This window comes from Bradyrhizobium sp. I71 (assembly GCF_022354745.1).
GTDB classification, from domain to species: Bacteria; Pseudomonadota; Alphaproteobacteria; order Rhizobiales; family Xanthobacteraceae; genus Bradyrhizobium; species Bradyrhizobium liaoningense.
This window is the reverse complement of record NZ_CP059398.1, coordinates 2,111,211-2,132,308: the sequence shown is the minus strand read 5'-3', so window position 1 is coordinate 2,132,308 and position 21,098 is coordinate 2,111,211. Positions and strand designations below refer to the sequence as shown.

The 21,098-nt window shown below is 64.3% G+C and carries 24 protein-coding genes; 17 read left to right on the top strand and 7 right to left on the bottom strand.

The annotated features are described in order from the left end of the window. Positions 1-13: 13 nt before the first annotated feature. The 12 genes from flgK (at position 14) to FJV43_RS10535 (ending at position 8,870) form a co-directional block, all read left to right on the top strand. The gene (gene flgK / locus FJV43_RS10590; RefSeq protein WP_239626800.1) at positions 14-1,489 is read left to right on the top strand and encodes a flagellar hook-associated protein FlgK; all 1,476 of its coding nucleotides are present in this window, start codon (positions 14-16) and stop codon (positions 1,487-1,489) included. A gap of 3 nt (positions 1,490-1,492) precedes the next feature. Then, positions 1,493-2,539: a flagellar hook-associated family protein gene (locus FJV43_RS10585; protein ID WP_239626798.1), complete on the top strand. Its 1,047-nt coding sequence runs from the start codon at positions 1,493-1,495 to the stop codon at positions 2,537-2,539. Between the two features lie 69 nt (positions 2,540-2,608). Beyond that, complete coding sequence (gene flaF / locus FJV43_RS10580) at positions 2,609-2,953, top strand: flagellar biosynthesis regulator FlaF (RefSeq protein ID WP_239626797.1); 345 nt, start codon at positions 2,609-2,611, stop codon at positions 2,951-2,953. Then, a complete protein-coding gene (flbT, locus tag FJV43_RS10575) occupies positions 2,953-3,363 on the top strand; it encodes a flagellar biosynthesis repressor FlbT (protein ID WP_239626795.1) in 411 nt (136 codons plus the stop codon). The genes flaF and flbT overlap by 1 nt, the downstream gene beginning before the upstream one ends. Before the next feature lie 15 nt (positions 3,364-3,378). Continuing rightward, positions 3,379-3,801 (top strand): flagellar hook assembly protein FlgD, encoded by a 423-nt coding sequence (flgD, locus tag FJV43_RS10570; protein ID WP_239626793.1) that lies wholly within the window; start codon positions 3,379-3,381, stop codon positions 3,799-3,801. Next, positions 3,798-4,064 (top strand): flagellar biosynthesis protein FliQ, encoded by a 267-nt coding sequence (gene fliQ, locus FJV43_RS10565; protein ID WP_027572776.1) that lies wholly within the window; start codon positions 3,798-3,800, stop codon positions 4,062-4,064. The genes flgD and fliQ overlap by 4 nt, the downstream gene beginning before the upstream one ends. A gap of 74 nt (positions 4,065-4,138) precedes the next feature. Beyond that, entirely contained in the window at positions 4,139-6,220 is a 2,082-nt protein-coding gene (flhA, locus tag FJV43_RS10560; protein ID WP_239626792.1) for a flagellar biosynthesis protein FlhA, read from the top strand. Then, positions 6,217-6,969, top strand: coding sequence for a flagellar biosynthesis protein FliR (fliR, locus tag FJV43_RS10555; RefSeq protein ID WP_035670248.1), 753 nt, complete (start codon positions 6,217-6,219; stop codon positions 6,967-6,969). Before flhA ends, fliR begins: the two co-directional genes overlap by 4 nt. A 7-nt stretch (positions 6,970-6,976) precedes the next feature. Continuing rightward, positions 6,977-7,396: a hypothetical protein gene (locus FJV43_RS10550; protein ID WP_239626790.1), complete on the top strand. Its 420-nt coding sequence runs from the start codon at positions 6,977-6,979 to the stop codon at positions 7,394-7,396. Continuing rightward, positions 7,393-7,863 carry a rod-binding protein gene (locus FJV43_RS10545; RefSeq protein ID WP_239626788.1) on the top strand — a complete coding sequence of 157 codons (471 nt, stop codon included), beginning with the start codon at positions 7,393-7,395 and terminating at the stop codon, positions 7,861-7,863. Before FJV43_RS10550 ends, FJV43_RS10545 begins: the two co-directional genes overlap by 4 nt. A 39-nt stretch (positions 7,864-7,902) precedes the next feature. Then, positions 7,903-8,415, top strand: a complete 513-nt coding sequence (locus tag FJV43_RS10540) for a flagellar biosynthesis protein FlgN (protein WP_239626786.1) — start codon at positions 7,903-7,905, stop codon at positions 8,413-8,415. Further along, a complete protein-coding gene (locus tag FJV43_RS10535; RefSeq protein WP_035670256.1) occupies positions 8,412-8,870 on the top strand; it encodes a hypothetical protein in 459 nt (152 codons plus the stop codon). Before FJV43_RS10540 ends, FJV43_RS10535 begins: the two co-directional genes overlap by 4 nt. Before the next feature lie 186 nt (positions 8,871-9,056). Here the strand turns inward: FJV43_RS10535 and FJV43_RS10530 are convergent, their stop codons facing one another. Next, positions 9,057-9,827 (bottom strand): winged helix-turn-helix domain-containing protein, encoded by a 771-nt coding sequence (locus tag FJV43_RS10530; protein ID WP_239626784.1) that lies wholly within the window; start codon positions 9,825-9,827, stop codon positions 9,057-9,059. 819 nt (positions 9,828-10,646) lie between these two features. Here FJV43_RS10530 and FJV43_RS10525 point away from each other — a divergent pair. Continuing rightward, complete coding sequence (locus FJV43_RS10525; protein WP_239626782.1) at positions 10,647-11,609, top strand: hypothetical protein; 963 nt, start codon at positions 10,647-10,649, stop codon at positions 11,607-11,609. A gap of 8 nt (positions 11,610-11,617) precedes the next feature. On the opposite strand, the gene FJV43_RS10520 is transcribed toward FJV43_RS10525, so the two are convergent. After that, positions 11,618-12,196, bottom strand: coding sequence for a MarR family transcriptional regulator (locus FJV43_RS10520; protein WP_124162937.1), 579 nt, complete (start codon positions 12,194-12,196; stop codon positions 11,618-11,620). 657 nt (positions 12,197-12,853) lie between these two features. Here FJV43_RS10520 and FJV43_RS10515 point away from each other — a divergent pair. Next, positions 12,854-13,741: a dienelactone hydrolase family protein gene (locus FJV43_RS10515; RefSeq protein WP_239626781.1), complete on the top strand. Its 888-nt coding sequence runs from the start codon at positions 12,854-12,856 to the stop codon at positions 13,739-13,741. A 60-nt stretch (positions 13,742-13,801) separates the two neighbouring features. Here the strand turns inward: FJV43_RS10515 and FJV43_RS10510 are convergent, their stop codons facing one another. After that, positions 13,802-15,067 carry a serine hydrolase domain-containing protein gene (locus FJV43_RS10510; RefSeq protein WP_239626779.1) on the bottom strand — a complete coding sequence of 422 codons (1,266 nt, stop codon included), beginning with the start codon at positions 15,065-15,067 and terminating at the stop codon, positions 13,802-13,804. A gap of 119 nt (positions 15,068-15,186) precedes the next feature. Then, complete coding sequence (locus FJV43_RS10505) at positions 15,187-16,035, bottom strand: SDR family oxidoreductase (RefSeq protein ID WP_239626777.1); 849 nt, start codon at positions 16,033-16,035, stop codon at positions 15,187-15,189. A gap of 170 nt (positions 16,036-16,205) precedes the next feature. On the opposite strand from FJV43_RS10505, the gene FJV43_RS10500 reads away from it, so the two are divergent. Beyond that, positions 16,206-16,961: an HAD family hydrolase gene (locus FJV43_RS10500; RefSeq protein WP_239629386.1), complete on the top strand. Its 756-nt coding sequence runs from the start codon at positions 16,206-16,208 to the stop codon at positions 16,959-16,961. A gap of 24 nt (positions 16,962-16,985) precedes the next feature. On the opposite strand, the gene FJV43_RS10495 is transcribed toward FJV43_RS10500, so the two are convergent. Both FJV43_RS10495 and FJV43_RS10490 read right to left on the bottom strand, forming a co-directional pair. Next, positions 16,986-17,393: a nuclear transport factor 2 family protein gene (locus FJV43_RS10495; protein WP_239626775.1), complete on the bottom strand. Its 408-nt coding sequence runs from the start codon at positions 17,391-17,393 to the stop codon at positions 16,986-16,988. A 128-nt stretch (positions 17,394-17,521) separates the two neighbouring features. Then, positions 17,522-18,211 (bottom strand): aspartate/glutamate racemase family protein, encoded by a 690-nt coding sequence (locus tag FJV43_RS10490; RefSeq protein ID WP_239626774.1) that lies wholly within the window; start codon positions 18,209-18,211, stop codon positions 17,522-17,524. Positions 18,212-18,429: 218 nt separating this feature from the next. Here FJV43_RS10490 and FJV43_RS10485 point away from each other — a divergent pair, with 218 nt between their 5' ends. After that, positions 18,430-19,176 (top strand): metallophosphoesterase family protein, encoded by a 747-nt coding sequence (locus FJV43_RS10485; protein ID WP_239626772.1) that lies wholly within the window; start codon positions 18,430-18,432, stop codon positions 19,174-19,176. A gap of 12 nt (positions 19,177-19,188) precedes the next feature. Here FJV43_RS10485 and FJV43_RS37150 read toward each other — a convergent pair whose 3' ends face one another. Continuing rightward, positions 19,189-19,311: a hypothetical protein gene (locus FJV43_RS37150; RefSeq protein ID WP_256457170.1), complete on the bottom strand. Its 123-nt coding sequence runs from the start codon at positions 19,309-19,311 to the stop codon at positions 19,189-19,191. 124 nt (positions 19,312-19,435) lie between these two features. Here FJV43_RS37150 and FJV43_RS10480 point away from each other — a divergent pair, with 124 nt between their 5' ends. After that, positions 19,436-21,097, top strand: coding sequence for a thiamine pyrophosphate-binding protein (locus FJV43_RS10480; protein ID WP_239626771.1), 1,662 nt, complete (start codon positions 19,436-19,438; stop codon positions 21,095-21,097). The last annotated feature ends 1 nt before the right edge of the window (position 21,098 follow it).

Here is a 21,098-nt window from a genome sequence, read left to right as displayed (position 1 = left end):
GCAAGAGCAACCCATGTCCCTGACCTCCGCTCTCGACTCCGCGCGCGCTTCGCTCATGGCGTCGGGCATTCAGTCTTCGACGATCTCGCGCAACATCGCCGGTGCCAGCGCTGCCGGCTATTCGCGCAAGATCGCCGTGCTGGACAATCTGCCAAATGCCGGCGTCTATGTCGCGGCGATCCAGCGCGCCGCGAGCGGCGGCCTGTTCACCAACGTCCTGACCGCGACCTCGGCGTCCGCCAAGCAAAGCGTGATCTATGACGGTCTCCAGAAGATCGCGGCATCGACCGTGGATGATCCCGAGCTTGATCAATCGCCGACGGCGCAGCTCAATGAGCTGAAGCAAGCGCTGCAGAAATATGCCAATGCCCCGGACAACACCACGCTGGCGCAGGCGGCGGTCGCATCCGCGAAGGACATGGCCACCGCGCTGAACCAGGCGACCCGGACCGTGCAGTCGGTCCGCGAGGGCGCCGATGCCGACATGAGGACGTCGGTCCAGAACATCAACCAGTTGCTCTCCCAGTTCGAGACCGTGAACACCGCGATCGTGAAGGGCACGATCTCCGGCGACGACATCACCGATTACCTCGACCAGCGCGACAACATCGTCTCGCAGCTGTCGCAGGAGGTCGGCGTCACGATGTCGATCCGTCCCAACGGCGACGCTGCGCTCTACGCCGACAGCGGCGTCGTGCTGTTCGACAAGACGGCGCGGACCGTGAGCTTTGCGCCGACGAATGCCTACACCGCCGGCACCACGGGCAATGCCGTCTACATCGACGGCGTCCCCGTGACCGGGGCCAATTCGGTGATGCCGCTGAAGTCGGGCAAGCTCGCGGGCCTCGCCCAGCTGCGTGACCAGGACGCCGTCACCTATCAGAGCCAGCTCGACGAAATCGCGCGCGGCCTGATCAACACTTTCAGGGAAAGCGATCAGACCGCTGCGGCTCTGCCCGACGTCCCCGGTCTGTTCACCTATCCCGGCGCGCCGGCCATGCCCGCGAGCGCCACCGTCTCGGTGGGCCTCGCCGGCACGATCTCGGTCGCCGCATCGGTCGGTCCGGCCCAGGGCGGCAACCCGAATCTGCTGCGCGACGGCGCGATCAGCGGCAACCCCGCCTACCAATACAACACCGCGGGCAACGGCGGCTACTCGACCCGGCTGCAGCAGCTCATCGACGGCATGGATGCGTCGCAGCCGTTCGATCCAACAACGCAAGGCAAGCCGAGCGGCAACCTGATCGACTTCGCGTCGTCGTCGACGAGCTGGATCGAGAACCAGCGCAAGACCGCCAACGACAACTCCGAGTACCAGAACACGCTGCTCAACCGCAGCATCACGGCGTTGTCGAACGTCAATGGCGTCAACATGGACGACGAGATGGCGTTGATGCTCCAGGTCGAGCGAACCTATTCGGCTTCGTCAAAGATCATTTCGACCGTCGATGAAATGCTGCAGAGCCTGCTGGCTGCGGTGGGGAACTAAGCCATGATGAGCGCGAACTACGTCTCGACCTTGATGCTGTCCTCGTCTTTGAGGTCCTCGATCACGAATAACCAGGCTGCGCTGAGCAGGGCCTCGACGGAGGCGACCACCGGCCGCTTCTACGACGTCGGCCTCGAGCTTGGCGCCACGACGGGAAGCGACCTCACGCTGCGGGCTGACTTCAGCTTCGCCGATCAGCTCGTCGATACCAACGGGCTTGTCGCGGGACGCCTGGACGTGACGCAGAACCGCATCACCCAGCTCAGCAAGACCGCGACGGACTTCCTCAAGGACCTGATCGCGGCCCGCAGCACCGACGGCGGCGGGCGGGTCATCCTGCCGCCTGCGGCCTCCAATCTCCAGGATCTGATCGGGGCGCTGAACGTCTCCTACAACGGCTCGTATCTGTTCTCGGGCATCAACACGCAGAACACGCCCATCACGGCTTACACCGCCGGCTCGGCCAGCAAGAATCAGGTCGACGCGGATTTCCTCGCGACCTTCGGCTTCTCGCAATCTTCGCCCGCCGTGGGCACCATTACCCCGGCCCAGATGCAGACCTTCCTCGACACCACGTTCGATGCCGAGTTCGCGAGCCCGGCCTGGAATACCAACTGGTCATCGGCCACCGACCAGACCATGCAAAGCCGCATCTCGACGACCGAGATCGCCGATACGTCCGTCAGTGCCAACGAGGCCGGCTTCCGCAAGCTCGCCGAGGCCTACACCATGATGGCCGATCTCGGGAATGTGAACCTGAGCCAGGAGACGTTCCAGGTCGTCGTGGACAAGGCGATCGGGCTCGTCGGCAACGCCATCACGGACCTCGCTGCGCTCGGCGGCAGCGTCGGCACGGTCCAGCAGCGGATCACCACCGCAACCGCCAAGCTCAAGACGCAGCAGGACATTCTGAACAATCAGATCGTCGGTATGGAGAAGGTCGACCCGACCGAAGCCTCGGTCCGTGTCAACACCCTGCAGACCCAGATCCAGACCGCCCTGGCGCTCACCTCGCAGCTCCAGAAGATCAGCCTCATCAATTATCTCTGAGCCAAGGCTGCCCCTGGAAGCCTCGTAACCCTTGTCGAGTTGTTCGGTCTCCTGCGAAGAGTGGTCCTGATGACGTTTGAAGCCTATGAAGCGGTCGTTGACGAAAGTGGCTATGAGGCGCGAAGCCGGGAACGGCAGGCGCTCACTCTCGGAATCGACCGGCTCGAGCGGATCCAGAAGGGTCGCTTCAGCGCCGAGGACCTGGTCGAGAGCCTGCTCTATGTGCGGCGGCTGTGGACGATCTTCATCGAAGATCTCGCGCACCCGGAAAACGGGCTGCCGGAGAAGTTGCGCGCCGACATCATCTCGATCGGCCTATGGGTCGTCAAGGAAGCCGACCGTCTTCGCGAGCAGAGGTCGAACGACGTGGTGCAACTCATCGAGATCAACCGCCTGATCAGAGACGCGCTCTAATGAAGATTTCCCTGCGGGCGGGCGAGCGGATCTACATCAATGGCGCGGTGCTTCGCGTGGACCGCAAGGTCTCCGTCGAGCTCGTCAACGACGTGATGTTCCTGCTCGAAGGGCAGATCATGCAGGCTTCCGACGCCACCACGGCGCTGCGGCAGCTCTATTTCATCGTCCAGCTCATGCTGATGAACCCGACCGACGTCCGCGACGCTGCGGCGCTCTACGCGCAGCATCACGCCGCCCTGTGTGCTGTATGCGAAAACCGCGAGATGCTGGACGGACTCGGCGCGATCGACGAACTGGTCGAGTCGACCCGCTACTTCGAAGCGCTCAAGCGAATTCGGGCACTGTTCCCGGTGGAGCAGGCCATCCTGGCCGGCGCCGCCACCGTTTCCCCATTCGAGGCTGCCTGACAGCGGAGAGGCCAGATGAACGTCACCAGCGCGACCGATACGACCGGAAATGGCTCCAGTTCGAACAGCACCAACTCGCCGACGTCGAGCAACAGTGTGGACTACAACACGTTTCTTCAGCTCCTCATCGCCGAGATGAAGAATCAGGATCCGACCAATCCGATGGATACCTCGGAATATATGAGCCAGTTCGCCCAGCTCTCGACGGTCGAGCAGGCGATGCAGACGAATTCGAAGCTGGACGCGCTGCTGTCCTCGCAGTCCTTGTCGCAGGCCAACGGGCTGATCGGGAAGACGGTCAGCTTCACCGATTCGACCGGTGCCAGTTTCAGCGGCAAGGTCGTTTCGGTCTCCATCAACAGCGACGGCTCCATCGCGACGCTCGCGGACGGCACGAAGGTCGCCGTCGGGCCCGGACTCACGATCAGCCAGTCATGAACGAGCGGGACGCTCTCGATATCGTCCAGGCCGCGATCTGGACCATCATCGTCGCCTCTGGTCCCGCGGTCGGCGCCGCGATGCTGGTCGGCACCGTCATCGCGTTGATCCAGGCCCTGACCCAGATCCAGGAGGTGACGCTGACCTTCGTTCCGAAGATCATCGTCATTCTCCTCGTCGTTGCCGTCTCGGGCTCCTTCATCGGTGCGCATCTGTCGACTTTCACCGAGATGGTCTATTCGCGGATCGAACACGGCTTCTGATCCGGACAGCCCGGCACCACCCTCGCGTAAGCTTTGCGCGGCAGATTGCGGGCGGACCCTTCTGCCGGTGACCCATGGCCGATACGTTAGCTGCCAGCCTGCCCAGCCCGCGCCGCCTCGGAGCGGACGCCTTCTTCGCGGCCGGCATCGTGACCATGCTCACGATCCTGTTCCTGCCGATTCCTCCGATCCTGATCGATCTCGGCCTCGCATTCTCGATCGCGCTGTCGGCGCTGATTCTGATGGTCGCGCTATGGATTCAGCGTCCGCTCGACTTCTCGGCCTTCCCGACCGTACTGCTGATCGCGACGATCCTGCGCCTGGCGCTGAACATCGCGACGACGCGCCTGATCCTGTCGCGGGGCGGGGAGGGCGAACAGGCCGCAGGCCATGTCGTCGCCGGATTCTCGAAGTTCGTCATGGGCGGCGACTTCGTCATCGGCCTGATCATCTTCGCGATCCTTGTCACCGTGAATTTCGTCGTGATCACCAAGGGTGCGACGCGTATCGCCGAGGTCGGCGCCCGTTTCACCCTGGACGCCATTCCCGGCAAGCAGATGGCGATCGACGCGGATCTTTCCGCAGGCCTGATCGACGACAAGGAAGCCCAGCGCCGTCGGCGCGAGCTCGAAGAGGAGAGCGCGTTCTTCGGCGCCATGGACGGCGCCTCGAAATTCGTCCGCGGCGACGCCATCGCCGGCCTCATCATTACGGCGATCAACATCTTCGGCGGCATCGTCATCGGCGTCACCCATCACGGATTGACTCTCTCCCGCGCCGCCGACGTCTACACCAAGCTTTCCGTCGGCGACGGTCTGGTATCGCAGATGCCGGCGCTGATCGTGTCGCTGTCCGCGGGCCTCCTGGTCTCCAAGGGCGGCACCAGGGGCTCGGCCGAGCAGGCGGTGCTGCGGCAGCTCGGCGGCTATCCGCGCGCGGTGTCGGCTGCCGCGCTGATGATGTTCGTGCTCGCCCTGATGCCGGGGCTGCCGATGGCGCCGTTCGTGCTGCTTGGGGGTGTCATGGCCTTCGTCGGCTATTCGCTGCCGAGGCGGCAGGCGGCGCGGGAGCGCAAGGAGGCTGCATCCAAGGCCGACGAGCGCGCCCAGGCCGAGGCCAAGGAATCGGTGAAGGAGCAGCTCAAGACCGCCGAGATCGAGCTGGCGCTCGGCGGCCACCTTTCGGTCCATCTCTTGGGCTCGCGCACCGAGCTCGCCCACCGCGTGGCCAAGATCCGCAAGAAGTTTGCCAAGCAGTACGGCTTCGTCATTCCCGAGATCAAGCTCACCGACAATCTGTCGATTGATCCCAAGAGCTACCAGATCCGGATCCACGACACGCGCGTTGCCCATGGTGAGCTCAGGCTCGGCGAGGTGCTGGTGCTGGTCGACAAGGACGGCAAGCCCGACGTGCCGGGCGACGAGGTGATCGAGCCTGCCTTCGGCATGAAGGCGCTGTGGGTGACGGAAGCCTTCACCGACGAGGTCAAGCGGCAGGGCTGCAAGCCGGTCGACAATCTGTCGGTGCTGCTCACCCATTTGAGCGAAGTGATCAGGGCAAACCTCGCCCAGCTCCTGTCCTACAAGGACATGCGGGGCCTGCTCGACCGGCTCGATCCCGAATACAAGCGCCTTGTCGAGGATCTCTGCCCCTCGCAGATCTCCTATTCGGGCCTGCTGGCGATCCTCAAGATTCTGCTGGCCGAGCGCGTGTCGATCCGCAACCTCCATCTGATCCTCGAGGCGATCGCCGAGATCGCGCCCCATGTGCGGCGCTCCGAGCAGGTCGCCGAGCACGTGCGGACGCGGCTTGCCCAGCAGATCTGCGGCGACCTCTCCGACAATGGCGTGCTCAACGTGGTCCGTCTCGGCAACCGCTGGGACCTGGCGTTCCACCAGAGCCTGAAGCGCGATGGCAAGGGCGACGTCGTCGAGTTCGACGCCGATCCGCGCCTGATCGAGCAGTTCGCGACCGAAGCCAGCGCCGCGATCCGCAAGTTCACCGAGAACGGCACCAGCGTGGTGCTGGCGGTGACCCCCGAAGCCCGTCCCTACGTCCGGATGATCCTGGAGCGGGTGTTCCCGACCCTGCCGATCCTGTCGCACGTCGAAGTCGCGCGCAGTGCCGAGATCAGGGCGCTCGGAGCCGTATCGTGATCAGCGGCCTCGCCGACAGCGTACTGGTGACGTTCATCGTGTTCTGCCGCATCGGCGCCTGCCTGATGCTGGTGCCCGGCTATTCCAGCGTCAACGTTCCGCCCCAGGTGCGCCTGTTCGTCGCGCTGGTCACGACGTTTGCGCTGACGCCGATCCTGATCGCGGTCCTGAAGCCGCTCACGGACAACGCGGCACCGCTGACGCTGGCGCTCCTGATCTGCTCGGAGCTCGTGGTCGGCAGCGTCATCGGGCTCGGCGGGCGCGTGTTCTTCCTCGCGCTCCAGACCATGGCGACCATGATGGCGAGTGCGATCGGGCTCAGCAACATCCCGGGCACCCCGGTCGGCGACACCGATCCGGCGCCGGCCCTGGTGCCTCTGATCATGGCGGCCGTCACCACGCTGTTCTTCATGACCGACCAGCATTGGCAGGTGCTGCGCGGGCTGATGAACTCCTACGACGTCTGGCAGCCCGGCAGCAAGCTTGGTGGCAGCATGGCGCTCGACCTGCTCGTCGGTCGCCTCTCGGAAGCGTTCGTGCTGACGCTGCGGATCACCAGTCCCTTCATCGTCTATTCGGTGATCGTCAACCTGGCGGTCGGCCTGATCAACAAGCTGACGCCGGCGATCCCGGTCTATTTCATCTCGGTGCCCTTCGTGCTGTTCGGCGGCTTCCTGCTGCTCTATCTCACCAGCGACGAACTGCTGACGCAATTCATGCTCGGCGTCTCGTCGTGGCTGGCGGAGTGACCCGGTCATGACGTCGCGCGCGCACAAGCTCGGCCGGATGGTCTCGCTGGTGAAGCTCCAGCTCCGGCTGTCCGAATGGCAGCTCGCGCAACTGCGGCAGCAGGAGCGCAGCCTGCAGGACGAGCAGGAATGGCTGGTCGGAGCCCTGAACGACGGCAGGCCGCCCGCTGGATCGTCGAGCGAATCGATCGCGCGGCGCCTGAACAGGACGAGCGTCGGCGCACGCGCGGTGCGGGCGCAGGCCGCGCAGCAGCTCGACCATGTTCGCGCGGAAAGCCGCCGCGTGAGGCAGCTCGAGGAGGTGGCGAAGGCCGCGCTCGCCGACAAGCTCCGTGACGCGGAGAAGCGCGCGCTCGAGGAGATGACGGGAACAAGCCCTGCCGTGCGCGCGTGGATGCCACGGCCAGCCAACCGGGACAAGATATGATCGTGACCGCGACACCCGACCTCGTTCTCGATGTCCTCGAAGCCGCCGATCCCGTGTCGCAGCGCGCGGCGACCGCGAAGCTCGACGCGTTGAAATCCGCCGATGCCGACTTCGCCGCCACGATGGACGCCGAGATCGGCAAGGCTGCCGCCGATCAATCCGCGAAGGTTTCGGAAGCGCAGCCGGGTGCAGTGAACGGTTCGCCGGTGCAGGTGATCAAGGCGCCGGCATCCGGCGATGTTTATCGCAAGTTTGAAGCGTTCATCCTCCAGACCTTCGTCGAGACGATGTTGCCGAAGGAGTCGGAGGAGGTGTTTGGCAAGGGCACGGCTGGCGGCGTCTGGAAGTCGATGCTTGCGGAGCAGCTTGGCAACCAGCTGGCAAAGGGCAAGGGCATTGGCATTGCCAGGCAGCTCGCCGCCGCACATCCGGCCGGACCGGACGCGGCGGGGAAGGCTGGATCATGATCTGCGAACGGGTGACAGAAGTTGAGGGGTGAATTTCCGATGCAGGCACAAGAAGGCGCGGCGGCCATGGCGATGGACCAGGCGGTCGCGGACAGCGAAATGATGACGACGGAAGCAGCAGCAAGCGATGCGCTGCTGCCCGTCCTGCTGCCGATCGCGGGCGGCGAGGCGGTGGTCGAGGCCGCGGACGCGGTGAGATCGGACGAGGTGCGCGGCCTCTTAGCCGCAATCCGCCGGCTCGCGAGTATCGTCGAGGAGGAGACGGCCGCGCTCGCGACGGGTCGGAAGATCGATTTCGACGACTTCAGCGCGCGGAAGAGCCGGAGCATGCTCGAATTCGTCCGCCTGATGCGGGCGCGGATGCACCTCGGCAGTGAAGTCGAGATCACCGAGGAGATCCAGCGGCTGCGCGAGAAGCTCGAGCGGAATCGTTCCATTCTGGAAATGCACTACGATGCGGTGCGTGAGGTCGCGAGCATCATCGTCACGGCGATCAAGGAAGCCGAATCGGACGGCACTTATACCGGTCGCGCAACGCAGGACGGAAAATGATCAGGCTGGTGCTGGCCGGACTGTGGGTATGCATCCTCACCGCGGGCACGAGCTATGCCGTCGCCTATTGGAAGGAGAACGGCAGCCTGCTGCCGGCGAAGGACGAATATCTCGACGGGCTGCAATATCAGAAGACGCGGGCACTCAGCGTGCCCATGGTCGAGAACGGCAATGTGCAGGGCTACATCGTCGCGCGCTTCGTCTACACCGTCGAGGGTCGGACCATGCACCAGCTGAACGTTCCGCCGGAACCGTTCGTCGTCGACGAGGCCTTTCGCAGGATCTATGCCGACGAGCGTCTCGATTTCAGGAAGCTCGCCCGTTACGACCTTTCCATCCTGACCACGGCCATCAAGCAGCGTGTCAACGAGCGGATGCAGGCTGAAATCGTCCAGGACGTCCTGGTGGAGGACTTCAACTACGTGTCCAAGGAAGAATTCCAGCAGAAGCCCTAGAGCAAGCCATCCCGGACGGCGTTTCCGGGAGGATCGTGCCCCAAATGGCCAGCTGACGCCGGCGCCACGACAGTCGCGCCCCGAATGCAGGCATCTGTCCTGCCGCCTCTGCCGCTGAAAGCACAACGGCCTCTGCGAAGTTGCTCGCAGAGGCCGTTGCAGGTCTGGCGGCAGCCTCCTGCCGCGTCAGTTTCCGGCCGAATAGGCCGCGGGGGCGGCATGGGCTCTGTTCAGGAGGATCCCGACCTCGTCGAGCTCCTGCACCGGCTCGTCGAGGGTCTCGCCGGCAGGAATGTTGAGGCGGTATCCGACGTAGCGTCGGGCCACGATCGCGTCGAAGCCGAGGCGGTCGCGGAGCTTCTTGCGCAGCTTGCTGACGTGACTCTCGATCACGCTCTCGTCGAAGGTGGACTCGAAGATGCCGTAGACCGCGTTGAAGATCTGCGTCTTGGTGATCCACTTGCCGTGGTTGGCGACCATATATTCGAGAATGCGCAGTTCGCGGCGGGGCAGGGTGAGGGCGTGGCCCGCGATCTCGGGGTCACGGCCGTTGAAGAAGACCTGAATCCTGCTCTCGCAGGGCCTCGGCAGCTCGCCTACCCGGCGCCGCGCGATCGCGGCCGTTCGGGCGAGGATCTCCCGCAGGTGAACCGGCACGTGCACGACGTCGTCGACGCCCGATTCGAACAGCTCCAGCGTGTTCTTGAGCATCTTCTGGCCGCTCACGGCGATGATGGGCGCCGAGGAACGCTTGCGCATCGCCCGTGGCAGACTTCCGCGTGCATCGCAATCCCCGAGGAGAAAGGCGTCCACCGCTGCCAAATCCGATTCACTCGCGGATTGCAGCCAGTCCCAGAATTCTCCGGAAGAGAAGCCGATCGACGATACACCTTCGCGAACGAGCCCTCCGACGTAGCTGTTCGCGACGCTCTCGCGATCATCAACGATAATATACATCAGTCTTTCGCCCCTGTTTCGCACTTGTTGCGGCCGGCTGGTTGTTGTGATGCTCCGGCTCGGCAACGATGCTGTTTGACGACATTCCTTCCCGCGAACCGTTGTTATGGTTTCGATATTCGCGGGCAGCCCTACGCATTCAGTGCCTGCGTCACGCAGGCCTGCTACATCAACTCGATACTGAACGCTTACTGGCGTGAGGCTCGGCGGGTGCCTTGCGGATCACCTCGCGGAGCGGATTGAGAAACGACCTAGATCAGGTGCGCCAAGTTGCTCATCGCTTCCGAACACTGCTGAACTGTGTCGATCTCCTCGCCAACTGGCGAGAATCACTTGAGTAGGACCGTAACAATTGCCGGTTTCCGATCAAGCGTGCGCAACAAAGCGGTTGCTACACGTGCTTGATGCTGTTGATTCGTTTCCGGTTGTTTCTTGGTGTATTCAATCGCATCAGTTGATTTGGATACCAAACTAGTTTTGCACCGCAGCGGATATAAAGTTCCGCATCCCCGTACAATTGCAGCTGTTTTGAGTACCGCAACGGTCTTGCAAATCGATCTGTCTTCAACCCCGGATTGACTCCGGCGCTTGTTTTTCCACCTGCGACAAGTCGACTCACTTGTGGCGACACGATGCCAGCTTGGTGAAATCTTGGCGAGTGTGTGTCTTTCGAGTCGCACTATCGCCGCGTGTATGACGCGATCCGACTCTTGCAGCGCCAGATCGCGCGCTATGGAAAGTTTTCGATGCACATGTTTCAGACAAGCTTCGGCAAATAGCGTCACCGTTCGACAGATCGAACGAACGGAGCATTTTCGCATGTTGTCCGATGGACAAGCTCGTCCCAACGCGACCGCGGATGCTTCCGCGGCGGCGAAGCCGGCTCCGGAGGCGCGCGATACAAAGGACAGTGCGACGCGAGGGGACAAGCCCGTTGCGAGCGCAAAGCGTGTATCGGCCGCGGCGAGCGACGAAGTTCTCGCGAAGGAAGCTCTCGAGGGGCTGAAGCGCATTCGTGCCAAGGCGCGCCTCGACAAGATGGCGATCCCGAAACCTGCGCCGGCCGTGATCAAGCCGGCCGTGATCGTGGCCAAGCCACCGCCGCCCCGTCCGACATGGGTCGCACCGCTCGCAACTCTGGCAGTCGCTGCCATGCTGGTGGTCTGCGCCTGCACCGGCGTGATCGCCTATCTCACCACCCAGCCCGCTCAGAACAACGTTGCGACCAATACCGAGATCAGGAATCTGCGCGAGACCGTGGCGCAACTGCGCAGGCAGGTGTCGGGCGTGTCCGAAAATCTCGATGGCTTGCGTACTGCGGTCGATCAATCGAGCAAGGCGACGAATGATCGCTTCGGCAGATTTGCCGAGAACCTGGACCGGATCGAGCGGGTGAGCTCGTCCTCGACGGCGAAGCTCGACAAGCTTGCCCAGGCACAGGTTCAGGCGCAGGCCCAGGCTCCGGCGCCGGCAATGGTGCAATCGCAGCCGGCGTCGCAGCAAGGACCGGTGATGGCTTCGGTCGCGGCGCCCGAATTCACGGGCTCGGTGCCTGCGTCCGAGCGTACGTCGGTGCCGCGCAAGATGATCAAGGGCTGGTCGGTCCGCCAGGCCTATGAGGGGATTGCGATTCTGCAAGGCCCGAACGGGGTCATCGAGGCCGTGCTGGGACAACAAGTGCCCGGCCTCGGTCGCATCGAAGAGATCAGAAACGAGAACGGGCGCCTGGTGGTGGAATCCAGCGGCGGCGTCATCTATTCGTCACGCAAGGCGACGCCTTGAGCAGCCTTCTATTGACGGTGATGCTCGAAGCTGGTGCATAGCAGATCGACCTCTGTCTCCGCGATCGGTGCACGAAACAGGCGGCAACTGAACTCGACCGTCGTCTTGCTGTCCGTGGTGGTGCGATCTTCCCGCAGGAAGATGCATCGCTTGCAAACGTCGGTGTGATGCCGCTGCTCGGCTGCGTCGGACTGATCCAGCACGTGCCGGAACGTGTCGCGGAAGCGGATCTTGACGTCGTCGTCGAGAACGGCAATCGCCTCGACGAGAACGTTGACGGGGTCGCGCACCAGGAACTTCTTGCCCTGCTGGGTCACGCTCAACATCACCGACCGCTTGTCCGTGGCCGAACGTTTTCGTTCGAGGTAGCCGAGCCGCTCGAGTTCGCCGATGATGAACGAGGCGGTGCCCCGCGTGGTGCCGACGTAGCTCGCCAGCGCCGACGGCGTTCGGGAAAACCGGTTGGCCCGGGAGAGGAAGCGCAGCGCCATCCATTCGCGGTCGCGCAAGCCGTGCTTGGTGCCTTCGAACCACAGGATGCGCGCGGCCTGCTCCAACAATTCAATCGATTCGCGAGCCAAATTCATTTCAGTTCCAGGTCGTATAAACGTCTATTCAATTGAGCCTTGGGTAGCGCAATCCGGGTGACGAGAATGAAGCCCGCAGGCGCTCCTTCGTCCGTTGATGGGCGGCGGATCACGCTTGGGGGAAGAAGCCTCTCCGTTTCGGAGATGGAACTTCCGGCCGTGGACTAGTGCGTCACAAAGAAAGTTCGAGTAAATCGCGCGGCTCGGATCCTCGGAAAATTTCAATCAAATGACGACGGTTCGCCCGCGAATTGGCGATGATGTGCGATGCGCGAGCAACATGATGTGTCATTGCCGCCGCTGCAGTGGCCATTTGTTGCGGCTGAGCATGTCGAGCGTGCGAACAAGGGCATCCTTCGCGACCTCTCGCAGCGTGGCCGGCCGGGAAGGAACCATATTCTTCGGTTAATGGATGTTGCGATGCAATGTAGCTAGACGGTTAAGTCCGGTACACGCGCGATCCAGGGACCGGGTGTCCTTGCGAGATGGACAGGCAGGCGAGGTTCGACGTCGAAACGTGCCGCCTTCGTGGCCACGATCGGCAGCATCCTCGAATTCGTCGCCTCGTGCTCGCAGGCTGGTGATTTGCGTTTCGCCGGCAACTATTGGCGAATGCGTCGCGCCAGGGGATAGCAGGCAGCAGGAAGGGATGAACCGATGAGCTTCGAAATCACCACGACATCCGACGTCGTCGGGCTGACCAAAAGCGCCCCGGTCTCACGTCGTGGATTCATGAGTGCCACCGCGGCCGTCGCGGCGGGCTATACGCTTGCGGCCGGGCCCGTGCGCGCCGAGGTGGTCACGACCGACACCAATGGTCTTGAGGCCGGCGATGCCAAGATCAAGGCCGGCTCCGAGGAGATGCCGGTCTATTTCGCCCGCCCGGCCGGCAATGCCAAGGCGCCGGTGGTCGTCGTGGCGATGGAGATTTTCGGCCTGCACGAATACATCAGGGACGTGACGCGGCGCCTGGCCAAGCTCGGCGCGTTCGCGGTCGCGCCCGACTATTACTTCCGCAAGGGCGTCGACTTGACCAAGGCGTCGGACATCAAGGACCTGCTGGCTGTGGTGAATGCCAAGCCGGACGCCGAGATGATGTCAGATCTCGATGCGACGGCGGCGTGGGCGGGATCGCAGGGCGGTGACACCGCCAGGCTCGGCATCATCGGCTTCTGCCGGGGCGGCCGCACGGTCTGGGAGTACGCCGCCCATAGCGGCGCTCTCAAGGCGGGCGTCGCCTTCTATGGCACGCTGGTCGATCCTGCCAATCCGGCGTGGCCGAAGAGCCCGATGCAGGTCGCGCCCGAGATGAAGGCGCCGGTGCTCGGCCTTTACGGCGGCGCCGATACCGGCATTCCCGTCGCCCAGGTCGAGCAGATGAAGGCAGCCCTCGAGCAGAACAAGAAGACGGCCGAGTTCAAGATCTACCCCGAAGCGCCGCACGGCTTCCATGCCGACTATCGCAGCAGCTACCGCAAGGAAGCCGCAGAAGACGCCTGGAAGCAGGCGCAGGCCTGGTTCAAGAAATACGGCGTGTTGAGCTGATGCTGGGCATCAAGAGAGCGGCCAAAGCGGCCGCCCTCTCTCTATCAATGCGTACCGGTCTCACTTCGTCATCGCGCCGTAGACGATGTCCTGAACCTGCTCGCGGTAATATTTCCTGAGCTCGCCGGGCGCGGCCGTTCCCACCACGACGACGAGACGCTCCTTGGGGTCGCAGAAGAACTGCGTTCCAAAGGCACCATTCCAGGTGAACTCGCCGGGATTGCCGGGGACTGAAGACAATCCTTCGCTGGTCCGGACCGCAACCGAAAGGCCGAAGCCGAAGCCGCCGCGATGCGGCTCGACATTGGCCACCTTGTTCCTGATCCCGGGGCCGAGGTGATTGGACGTCATGTGATGCACGGTCTTCGGACCGAGGATGCGCTGGCCGTCGAGTTCGCCGCCGTTGAGCAGCATCTGTCCGAAGCGGATGTAGTCGCCGACCGTCGCGAACGAGCACGCGCCGCCACAATCGAACTTGGTCGGGGTGTCCAGGAGCTTGATGGCCTGCGGCTTGCCGGTCAGCGGATCGTTCGTGAACGGGCGGGCAAGGCGAGGGCGCTGGGCGTCGGTCGGGTGGAAGGTCGCATCCTTCATGCCGAGCGGCTGCCAGACGTTGGCGGCGAGATAGTCGCCGAGCTTCTGCTCGCTCACCTTCTCGACGACCGCGCCGAGCACGTCGATCGAGAAACCATATTCGAACTCGGTCGAGGGCTGATGCGCCAGCGGCAGCTTGGTGATGCGGTCGATGAAGGCCTGGGTGTCGCCTTCGATCGCCGGCGCGACGCCGTCGGGATATTGCCGCGCCACCGGGCTCGATGAGTCCGGGCGGCCGCCATACATCAATCCCGACGTATGCCGGTAGAGATCGTGGATGAAGATCGGCGAGGCCTGCGGCTCGAGCTTGAGCGAACCGTCGGCCTGGGGAACACCGACCTTCATGTCGGCGAAGCCCGGATAGTAATCGGACAGCTTGGCCTGGAGCGGCAGACGTCCCTGCTCCATCAGGGTCAGGCCGGCGACCGCGGCCATCGGCTTGGTCATCGAGGCCAGCGCAAAGATCGCATCGATCGGCATCGGCGTGCTCTTGGCGGGATCGAGCAGGCCATAGGCCTTGTAGTGGACGAGCTTGCCGTCGCGCGCGATGGCGACGACTGCGCCGGGTACGCGCTTGGCCGCGATCTCGCGCGCGAAGAAGCTATCGAGGCGTGCAAGGCCTTGTTTCGAAAAACCGACGTCGTCGGGATTGGCTTCGGGCAGCGGGGCGGCACGCGCCGCACCGAGCGCGATGACGGCAGTCGCAGCGATCATGGCGATCGTCTTGTTCATTGCATTCTCCCAAGAGGCGAGCTCGTTGTGTGGTGGCTCGCTCGATGGCTAGATCACGACCGCACCGGGATGAAGTCAAGCGCGGGCAAGGCATGTCAGGGAGGCGTTGGAGTGCAGGCCTATCGTCCTTCGCCTGTCCGCCACAGCGCGTCGAGGCCGTGCCGATAGGTGGGGCAGGCCAGCGAGACGCCGAGCTCGCGCTTCAGTTTCGCATTGGAGACACGGGCGCTGCTGGCATAGAAGCTGCGGGCCATTGCCGACATGTCGGCGGTCGCGAACGCCTCTTCTGGCGGCGGCGCCACGCCCATCAGCTTCGCCGCATAGGCGATCACGTCCTGCGGCGGCGCGGGCTCGTCATCGCAGACGTTCCAGGTGCCGCCGTTCGGGTAACGAATAGCGGCCATGATCGCGCTCGCGATGTCGTCGACGTGGATGCGGTTGAACACCTGTCCCGGCTTGATGATGCGCCTCGCCGTTCCCGCGCGCAGCGTCACGAGCGCGTTGCGACCGGGACCGTAGATGCCCGCGAGCCGCAGGATCGCCGCATCGCCGCGCGCCGCGTCCGTCCAGGCCTGCTCCGCAGCAACCCGCATGCGCGTGCGGTCGAGGACGGCCTGCGGCGGCGTGCTCTCGTCGACCCACGCGCCGCCGTGATCACCGTACACGCCGATGGTGGAGAGATAGACGACCTTGCGGCGGCCTTCCTGTAGCACGTCGCCGAACGCCGTGATCGCGGGATCGCCGGCGCTGCCGGGCGGGATCGATACCAGGAGGACATCGGCATCGCGAACCTGTTGAACCGTCTGTTGCGACGGACGGCTGCCGGAAAACGGATGCACCTCCAGGCGGCCGAGGTCGTTCCGTTGCGCGGGGTCGCGCACGGTGCCAGCGACATGCGAGAAGCTGCTGCCGTGTTGGCGAACGAAGTGCCGGGCACTGTAGCCGAGGCCGAGGATGAAGAGCCGCATGCGTCTCCTGTGCAGGTCGGAGTTCCCGCTCGCGCCGTGGCGCCTCTCGCTCATAAGAGATTTTTGGGTCCGGCAAAAGATATTGCGATTTGTCACGCCCGCCACTGCGGGCAATGCTCGCATGTCACAGGCAGCTCGGGAGGGAGGCGTCGTTGGCGACCGGGTCGATCATTCAGGCGGAGGCGCCCGCGGCAGTGCGATGCGATGCCAGCGAGCTGATCCGGCGCGCGGCGGCGCTGATCTTCGACGTCGACGGCACCCTCGCCGAGACCGAGGAGCTGCATCGGCAGGCCTTCAACTTCGCCTTCGTCCGCCACGGTCTCGACTGGCGGTGGGACCGTGCCGTCTACAAGGACCTGTTGCGCGTGACGGGCGGCAAGGAGCGCATGCGCGCCTACCACACGAGGCTCGGGACCGCTCCGCCATTGTCGGACAGGGACATCGCAGAGCTGCACCGCGTCAAGACCGCGCATTATGCCGAGCTGATCGAAACGGGCTGCTGTCCCTTGAGGCCTGGCGTGACGGATCTACTCGCTGCGGCCCGGGCGCGCGGCCAGCGGCTTGCCATTGCGACCACCACCTCGCATGGAAACATCGATGCGCTGCTCTCGCAGGTGCTGGGCAAGCGCTGGGCCGCGGATTTCGAGGCGATCGTCGCCGGCGATGACGTGCGGCACAAGAAGCCTGCGCCGGACGTCTATCTCGAGATCCTGGCGCGGCTGAAGCTGGGCGCGCCCGACTGCGTCGCGATCGAGGATTCCGCCAACGGCCTGATTGCGGCCTCGCGTGCCGGCATCCCGGTTCTGATCACGCGCAGCATGTTCTTTGGGGACGATGACTTCACCGCGGCGCGGGTGGTGCTGGACGACCTGTCGGAACTCGGTGCCGCCAAACAAAAAACTGAAGAACAACCCCATGCACAGTAGATCACGCCCACGTGATCGCTGCGGTCAGTGGACGCGGTGGCTCGTTCTATCGTCCTCAGCCTGTTCGACAATCTGCGCGATCGGGCTGGACTGATGGTGCACCAGGCGCCAGTCGTCGCCGACGCGGCGAAAATGGTTCGCGGCGGCCAAGGCGGTGCCGTCGACGATCTCGATGCAGAGCACCCGCGCGCTGTCGCCATCGACGATCGCCTGTGGCTCGGCGCAGACGATCTGCGGCCGCTCCGGGTTTTGCAGGATGTCGCGCCAGCTTCCGATCACGGTGGCGCGCCCGATGATGGCCGGCCAGCCGGGATGGATGCAGGAGATGGCGTCGTCATCCGCCCACATCCGCTGCATTTCGTCGAAATCGCCGGCCGAAAAGGCGGCGTAGAAGGCCGCGTTGGCGGCGATGACCTTGCTGTCCTTTGCCATGCCTCCGGGGTGGGGCAAGGACAGGCAAAAATCAAGCGCGACTTCCGTCGATTTTGGCCGCAGTGCAGCATTCAGGATCGCGCCTGCTCTGTGGGCGATCCACGCGGGGGAAGGCGGGCGAAGACGCATCATCCGATCGCAAAATCGGCTGCCGTCTCCGCGTGAATGGCCGTCGTGTCGAACGTCTCGACCGAGGTATCGTCCTGGCCGACCAGCATCGTGATCTCGGTGCAGCCGAGGATCATGCACTCGGCGCCGCGGTCGACGAGGGCCGCCATCACCTCCTGATAGCGACGGCGCGAGGGAGCGGCGACGTTCCCGAGGCACAGCTCGTCGTAGATGATGCGGTTCACGTCGGCGCGCTCGTCGGCCGGAGGAATCAGCACATCGAGATCATGCGCGCGCAGCCGATCGATGTAGAAATCCTGCTCCATCGTGAACTTGGTGCCGAGCAGCCCGACCCGCCGGTATCCCTTGGCCCGAATCCGCTGCGCCGTCGCGTCGCCGATGTCGATGAACGGAACGGTCAAGCTCGCCGTGATCTCGGGCGCCAGCTTATGCATCGTGTTCGTGCAGAGCACGATCGCACGCGCCCCGGCGCTTTCGAGCCGCCGTGCGACCTCCGCCAGGCTGGCCGCCGCCTCCTGCCAGCGGCCGGCGTACTGCATCTGTTTGATCTCCTCGAAATCGTAGGAATACATCAACAAGGGAGCCGAATGCAGCTTGCCCAAGCGGTCGCGGACCCGCTCGTTGATCAGCTTGTAGTAGAGCGCGGTGCTCTCCCAGCTCATGCCGCCGATCAGGCCGATGGTTTGCATTCCAGTGCTCCCAGCAGTGATTCAATCGCATCGTAGACGAAGATGCCGAAGCTCGGTAGCCGTCCCTTGATTGCGGCGCCTTCGTTGTGTCATTGTTCCCCCGCGCCGATTTGATCCTCAGCTTGCGGGCGCTTCTACAAATGCAGCTAAAGAGAACCGCTATCCCTGCATCGTCCCGCATTGCGTGAATCGTCGGCCATCTCGACTGGGAGGGTCAAATGAAATTTGCTGCGATCGCGGATGTGCACGGGAATCGTCCGGCGCTGGACGCCGTTCTTGCGGACATTGCCGCGCTCGGTATCGACGACGTCGTAAATCTTGGAGACCACGTCAGCGGACCCCTCGAGGCGGCAAGAACCGCAGACCTGCTCATCGAGCGGGGCTTTCCGTCGGTGCGGGGCGATCAGGATCGAATCCTGCTGGAGCTCCGGCAGGCGGGTACTTCCGCGCGCAGCGATTTCCAGCAACTCGCGCGCAAGCATTTCGACTGGATGGCGAGCATGCCGCCCACGCTGATGTACAGAGACCGCGTGTTCCTGTGCCATGCGTCACCCAGGAACGATGCCGCCTTTTGGCTCGATCAGATAGCCGATGACGGCGGCGTGCGTGCCAGTCCGATCGAGGCGATCGAGTCCGAAGCCGCGGGGATCACTGCCCAGGTCATCCTGTGCGGGCACACTCACATTCCGAGGGTCGTTCGTCTGAGGGATGGGCGACTGGTCGTAAACCCCGGCAGCGTCGGGCTGCCTGGCTACGACGGGAAGTTGCCTGTGCCCTACGTGGTTGAGGTCGGCACGCCCCACGCGTGCTATGCCCTGCTGGAGCATGCCGGAGGAGCCTGGACCGCGACGATCCGCTACGTGCCCTACGATAGCGCGGCCATGGCCGCACTGGCGCGCAGCAAGGGCATGCTCACCTGGGCGAGCGCGATTGCAACCGGCTGGATTCGGCCGGAGCGGAGTTAGGCCGGCACCGGGTCAGAACGGCACGCCGCGCTCCTCGCTGAAGCCGCGGAGCTCCAAGCCCTTCGGTATCTGCTCGCGGATCTGGTCCTGGGTGGCCGCGATACGGGCGGTCGTGCAAACGGCAGGGACGGGCATGCCGCCTGCGCAGGCTGCGAAAAGCCTTTCGATCTTGCGCGTCCTGTCGGCCTGTCCTACGCCACGTCCGAACGCAATTTTGCGAGGCGGTGAGGGGCATCGCCGAAGTCTCGAGGGAGCCGACATGACCATTCGCAACACCCGCACCGGAGGCCAGATCCTGATCGATCAGCTCGTCGCCCAAGGCGTCGAGCGCGTCACCTGCGTGCCGGGCGAGAGCTATCTGGCGGCGCTCGACGCACTGCATGACAGCCCGATCGACGTCATGATCTGCCGGGCCGAAGGCGGCGCGGCGATGATGGCGGAGGCCTATGGCAAGCTGACGGGGCGGCCCGGTGTCTGCTTCGTCACCCGCGGGCCCGGCGCGACCAATGCCAGCCATGGCGTCCACATCGCGATGCAGGATTCGACGCCGATGATCCTGTTCGTCGGCCAGGTCGATACCGGCATGCGCGAGCGCGAGGCGTTCCAGGAGCTCGACTACAAGGCGGTGTTCGGCTCCATGGCGAAATGGGCAGTCGAGATCGATCGCCCCGACCGCATTCCGGAGCTGGTCGCGCGCGCCTTCCGCGTCGCCATGCAGGGCCGCCCCGGTCCCGTGGTGATCGCGCTGCCGGAGAACATGCTGACCGAGACCGCCGCCGTTGCCGATGCCATGCGCATCGAGCCTGCCGTGAGCTGGCCGGCGCCTGCCGATATCGAACGCGTCGGCGCGATGCTTGCGAGCGCCAAGGCGCCGCTGGTCATCCTCGGCGGCACGCGCTGGACCGATGAGGCGACCAAGAGCATTGCGCGATTTGCCGAGCGGTTCGACCTGCCGGTCGCGACCTCGTTCCGCAGGGCCTCGCTGATCGATGCCGACCATTCACACTATGCCGGCGATCTCGGCATCGGGCCGAGCCCGGGCCTGAAGGCGCGCATCGAGGGCGCCGATGTCATTCTGCTCATCGGGGGCCGCATGTCGGAGATGCCGTCCTCATCCTATACGCTGCTCGACATTCCGACCCCGCAACAGAAGCTGATCCATGTGCACCCGGGCTCCGAAGAGCTCGGCCGGGTCTATCAGCCGGCGCTTGCGATCCAGGCAACGCCGGCCGCATTCGCTGCCGCCGTCGAGACGCTGAAGCCATCAGGCACGGTGGCCTGGAAGGGCGAGGCCGCCAAGGCGCACGCCGATTATCTCGCCTGGACCGAAAAGGCGCGCGAGCTGCCGGGATCGTTCCAGTACGGCCAGGTGATGACCTGGCTGCGCGACCGCCTGCCGAAGGACGCCATCGTCTGCAACGGCGCCGGCAACTATGCCGGCTGGATCCATCGCCATCACCGCTTCCACAGCTTTGCCGCCCAGCTCGCGCCGACCTCGGGCTCGATGGGCTATGGCGTGCCGGCCGGCGTGCTCGCCAAGCGGCAGTATCCGGATCGCGTCGTCGTCGCGTTCGCCGGTGACGGCTGCTTCCTGATGAACGGCCAGGAATTCGCGACGGCCGTGCAGTATGACGCGCCGCTGATCGTCGTCGTCATCGACAATTCGCAATACGGCACCATCCGCATGCACCAGGAGCGCGACTATCCCGGCCGTGTCGTCGGCACCCAGCTCAAGAATCCGGACTTCGCGATGTATGCGAAGGCGTTCGGCGGCCATGGCGAGCGCGTCGAGCGCACCGAAGAATTCGCTCCGGCCTTCGAGCGCGCGCTGGCCTCGGGAAAGCCGTCGATCCTCCACTGCATCATCGATCCCCGTGCGATCTCGGTCGGCAAGGATTTCGTGCCCGCGGTGAAGGCCTAAA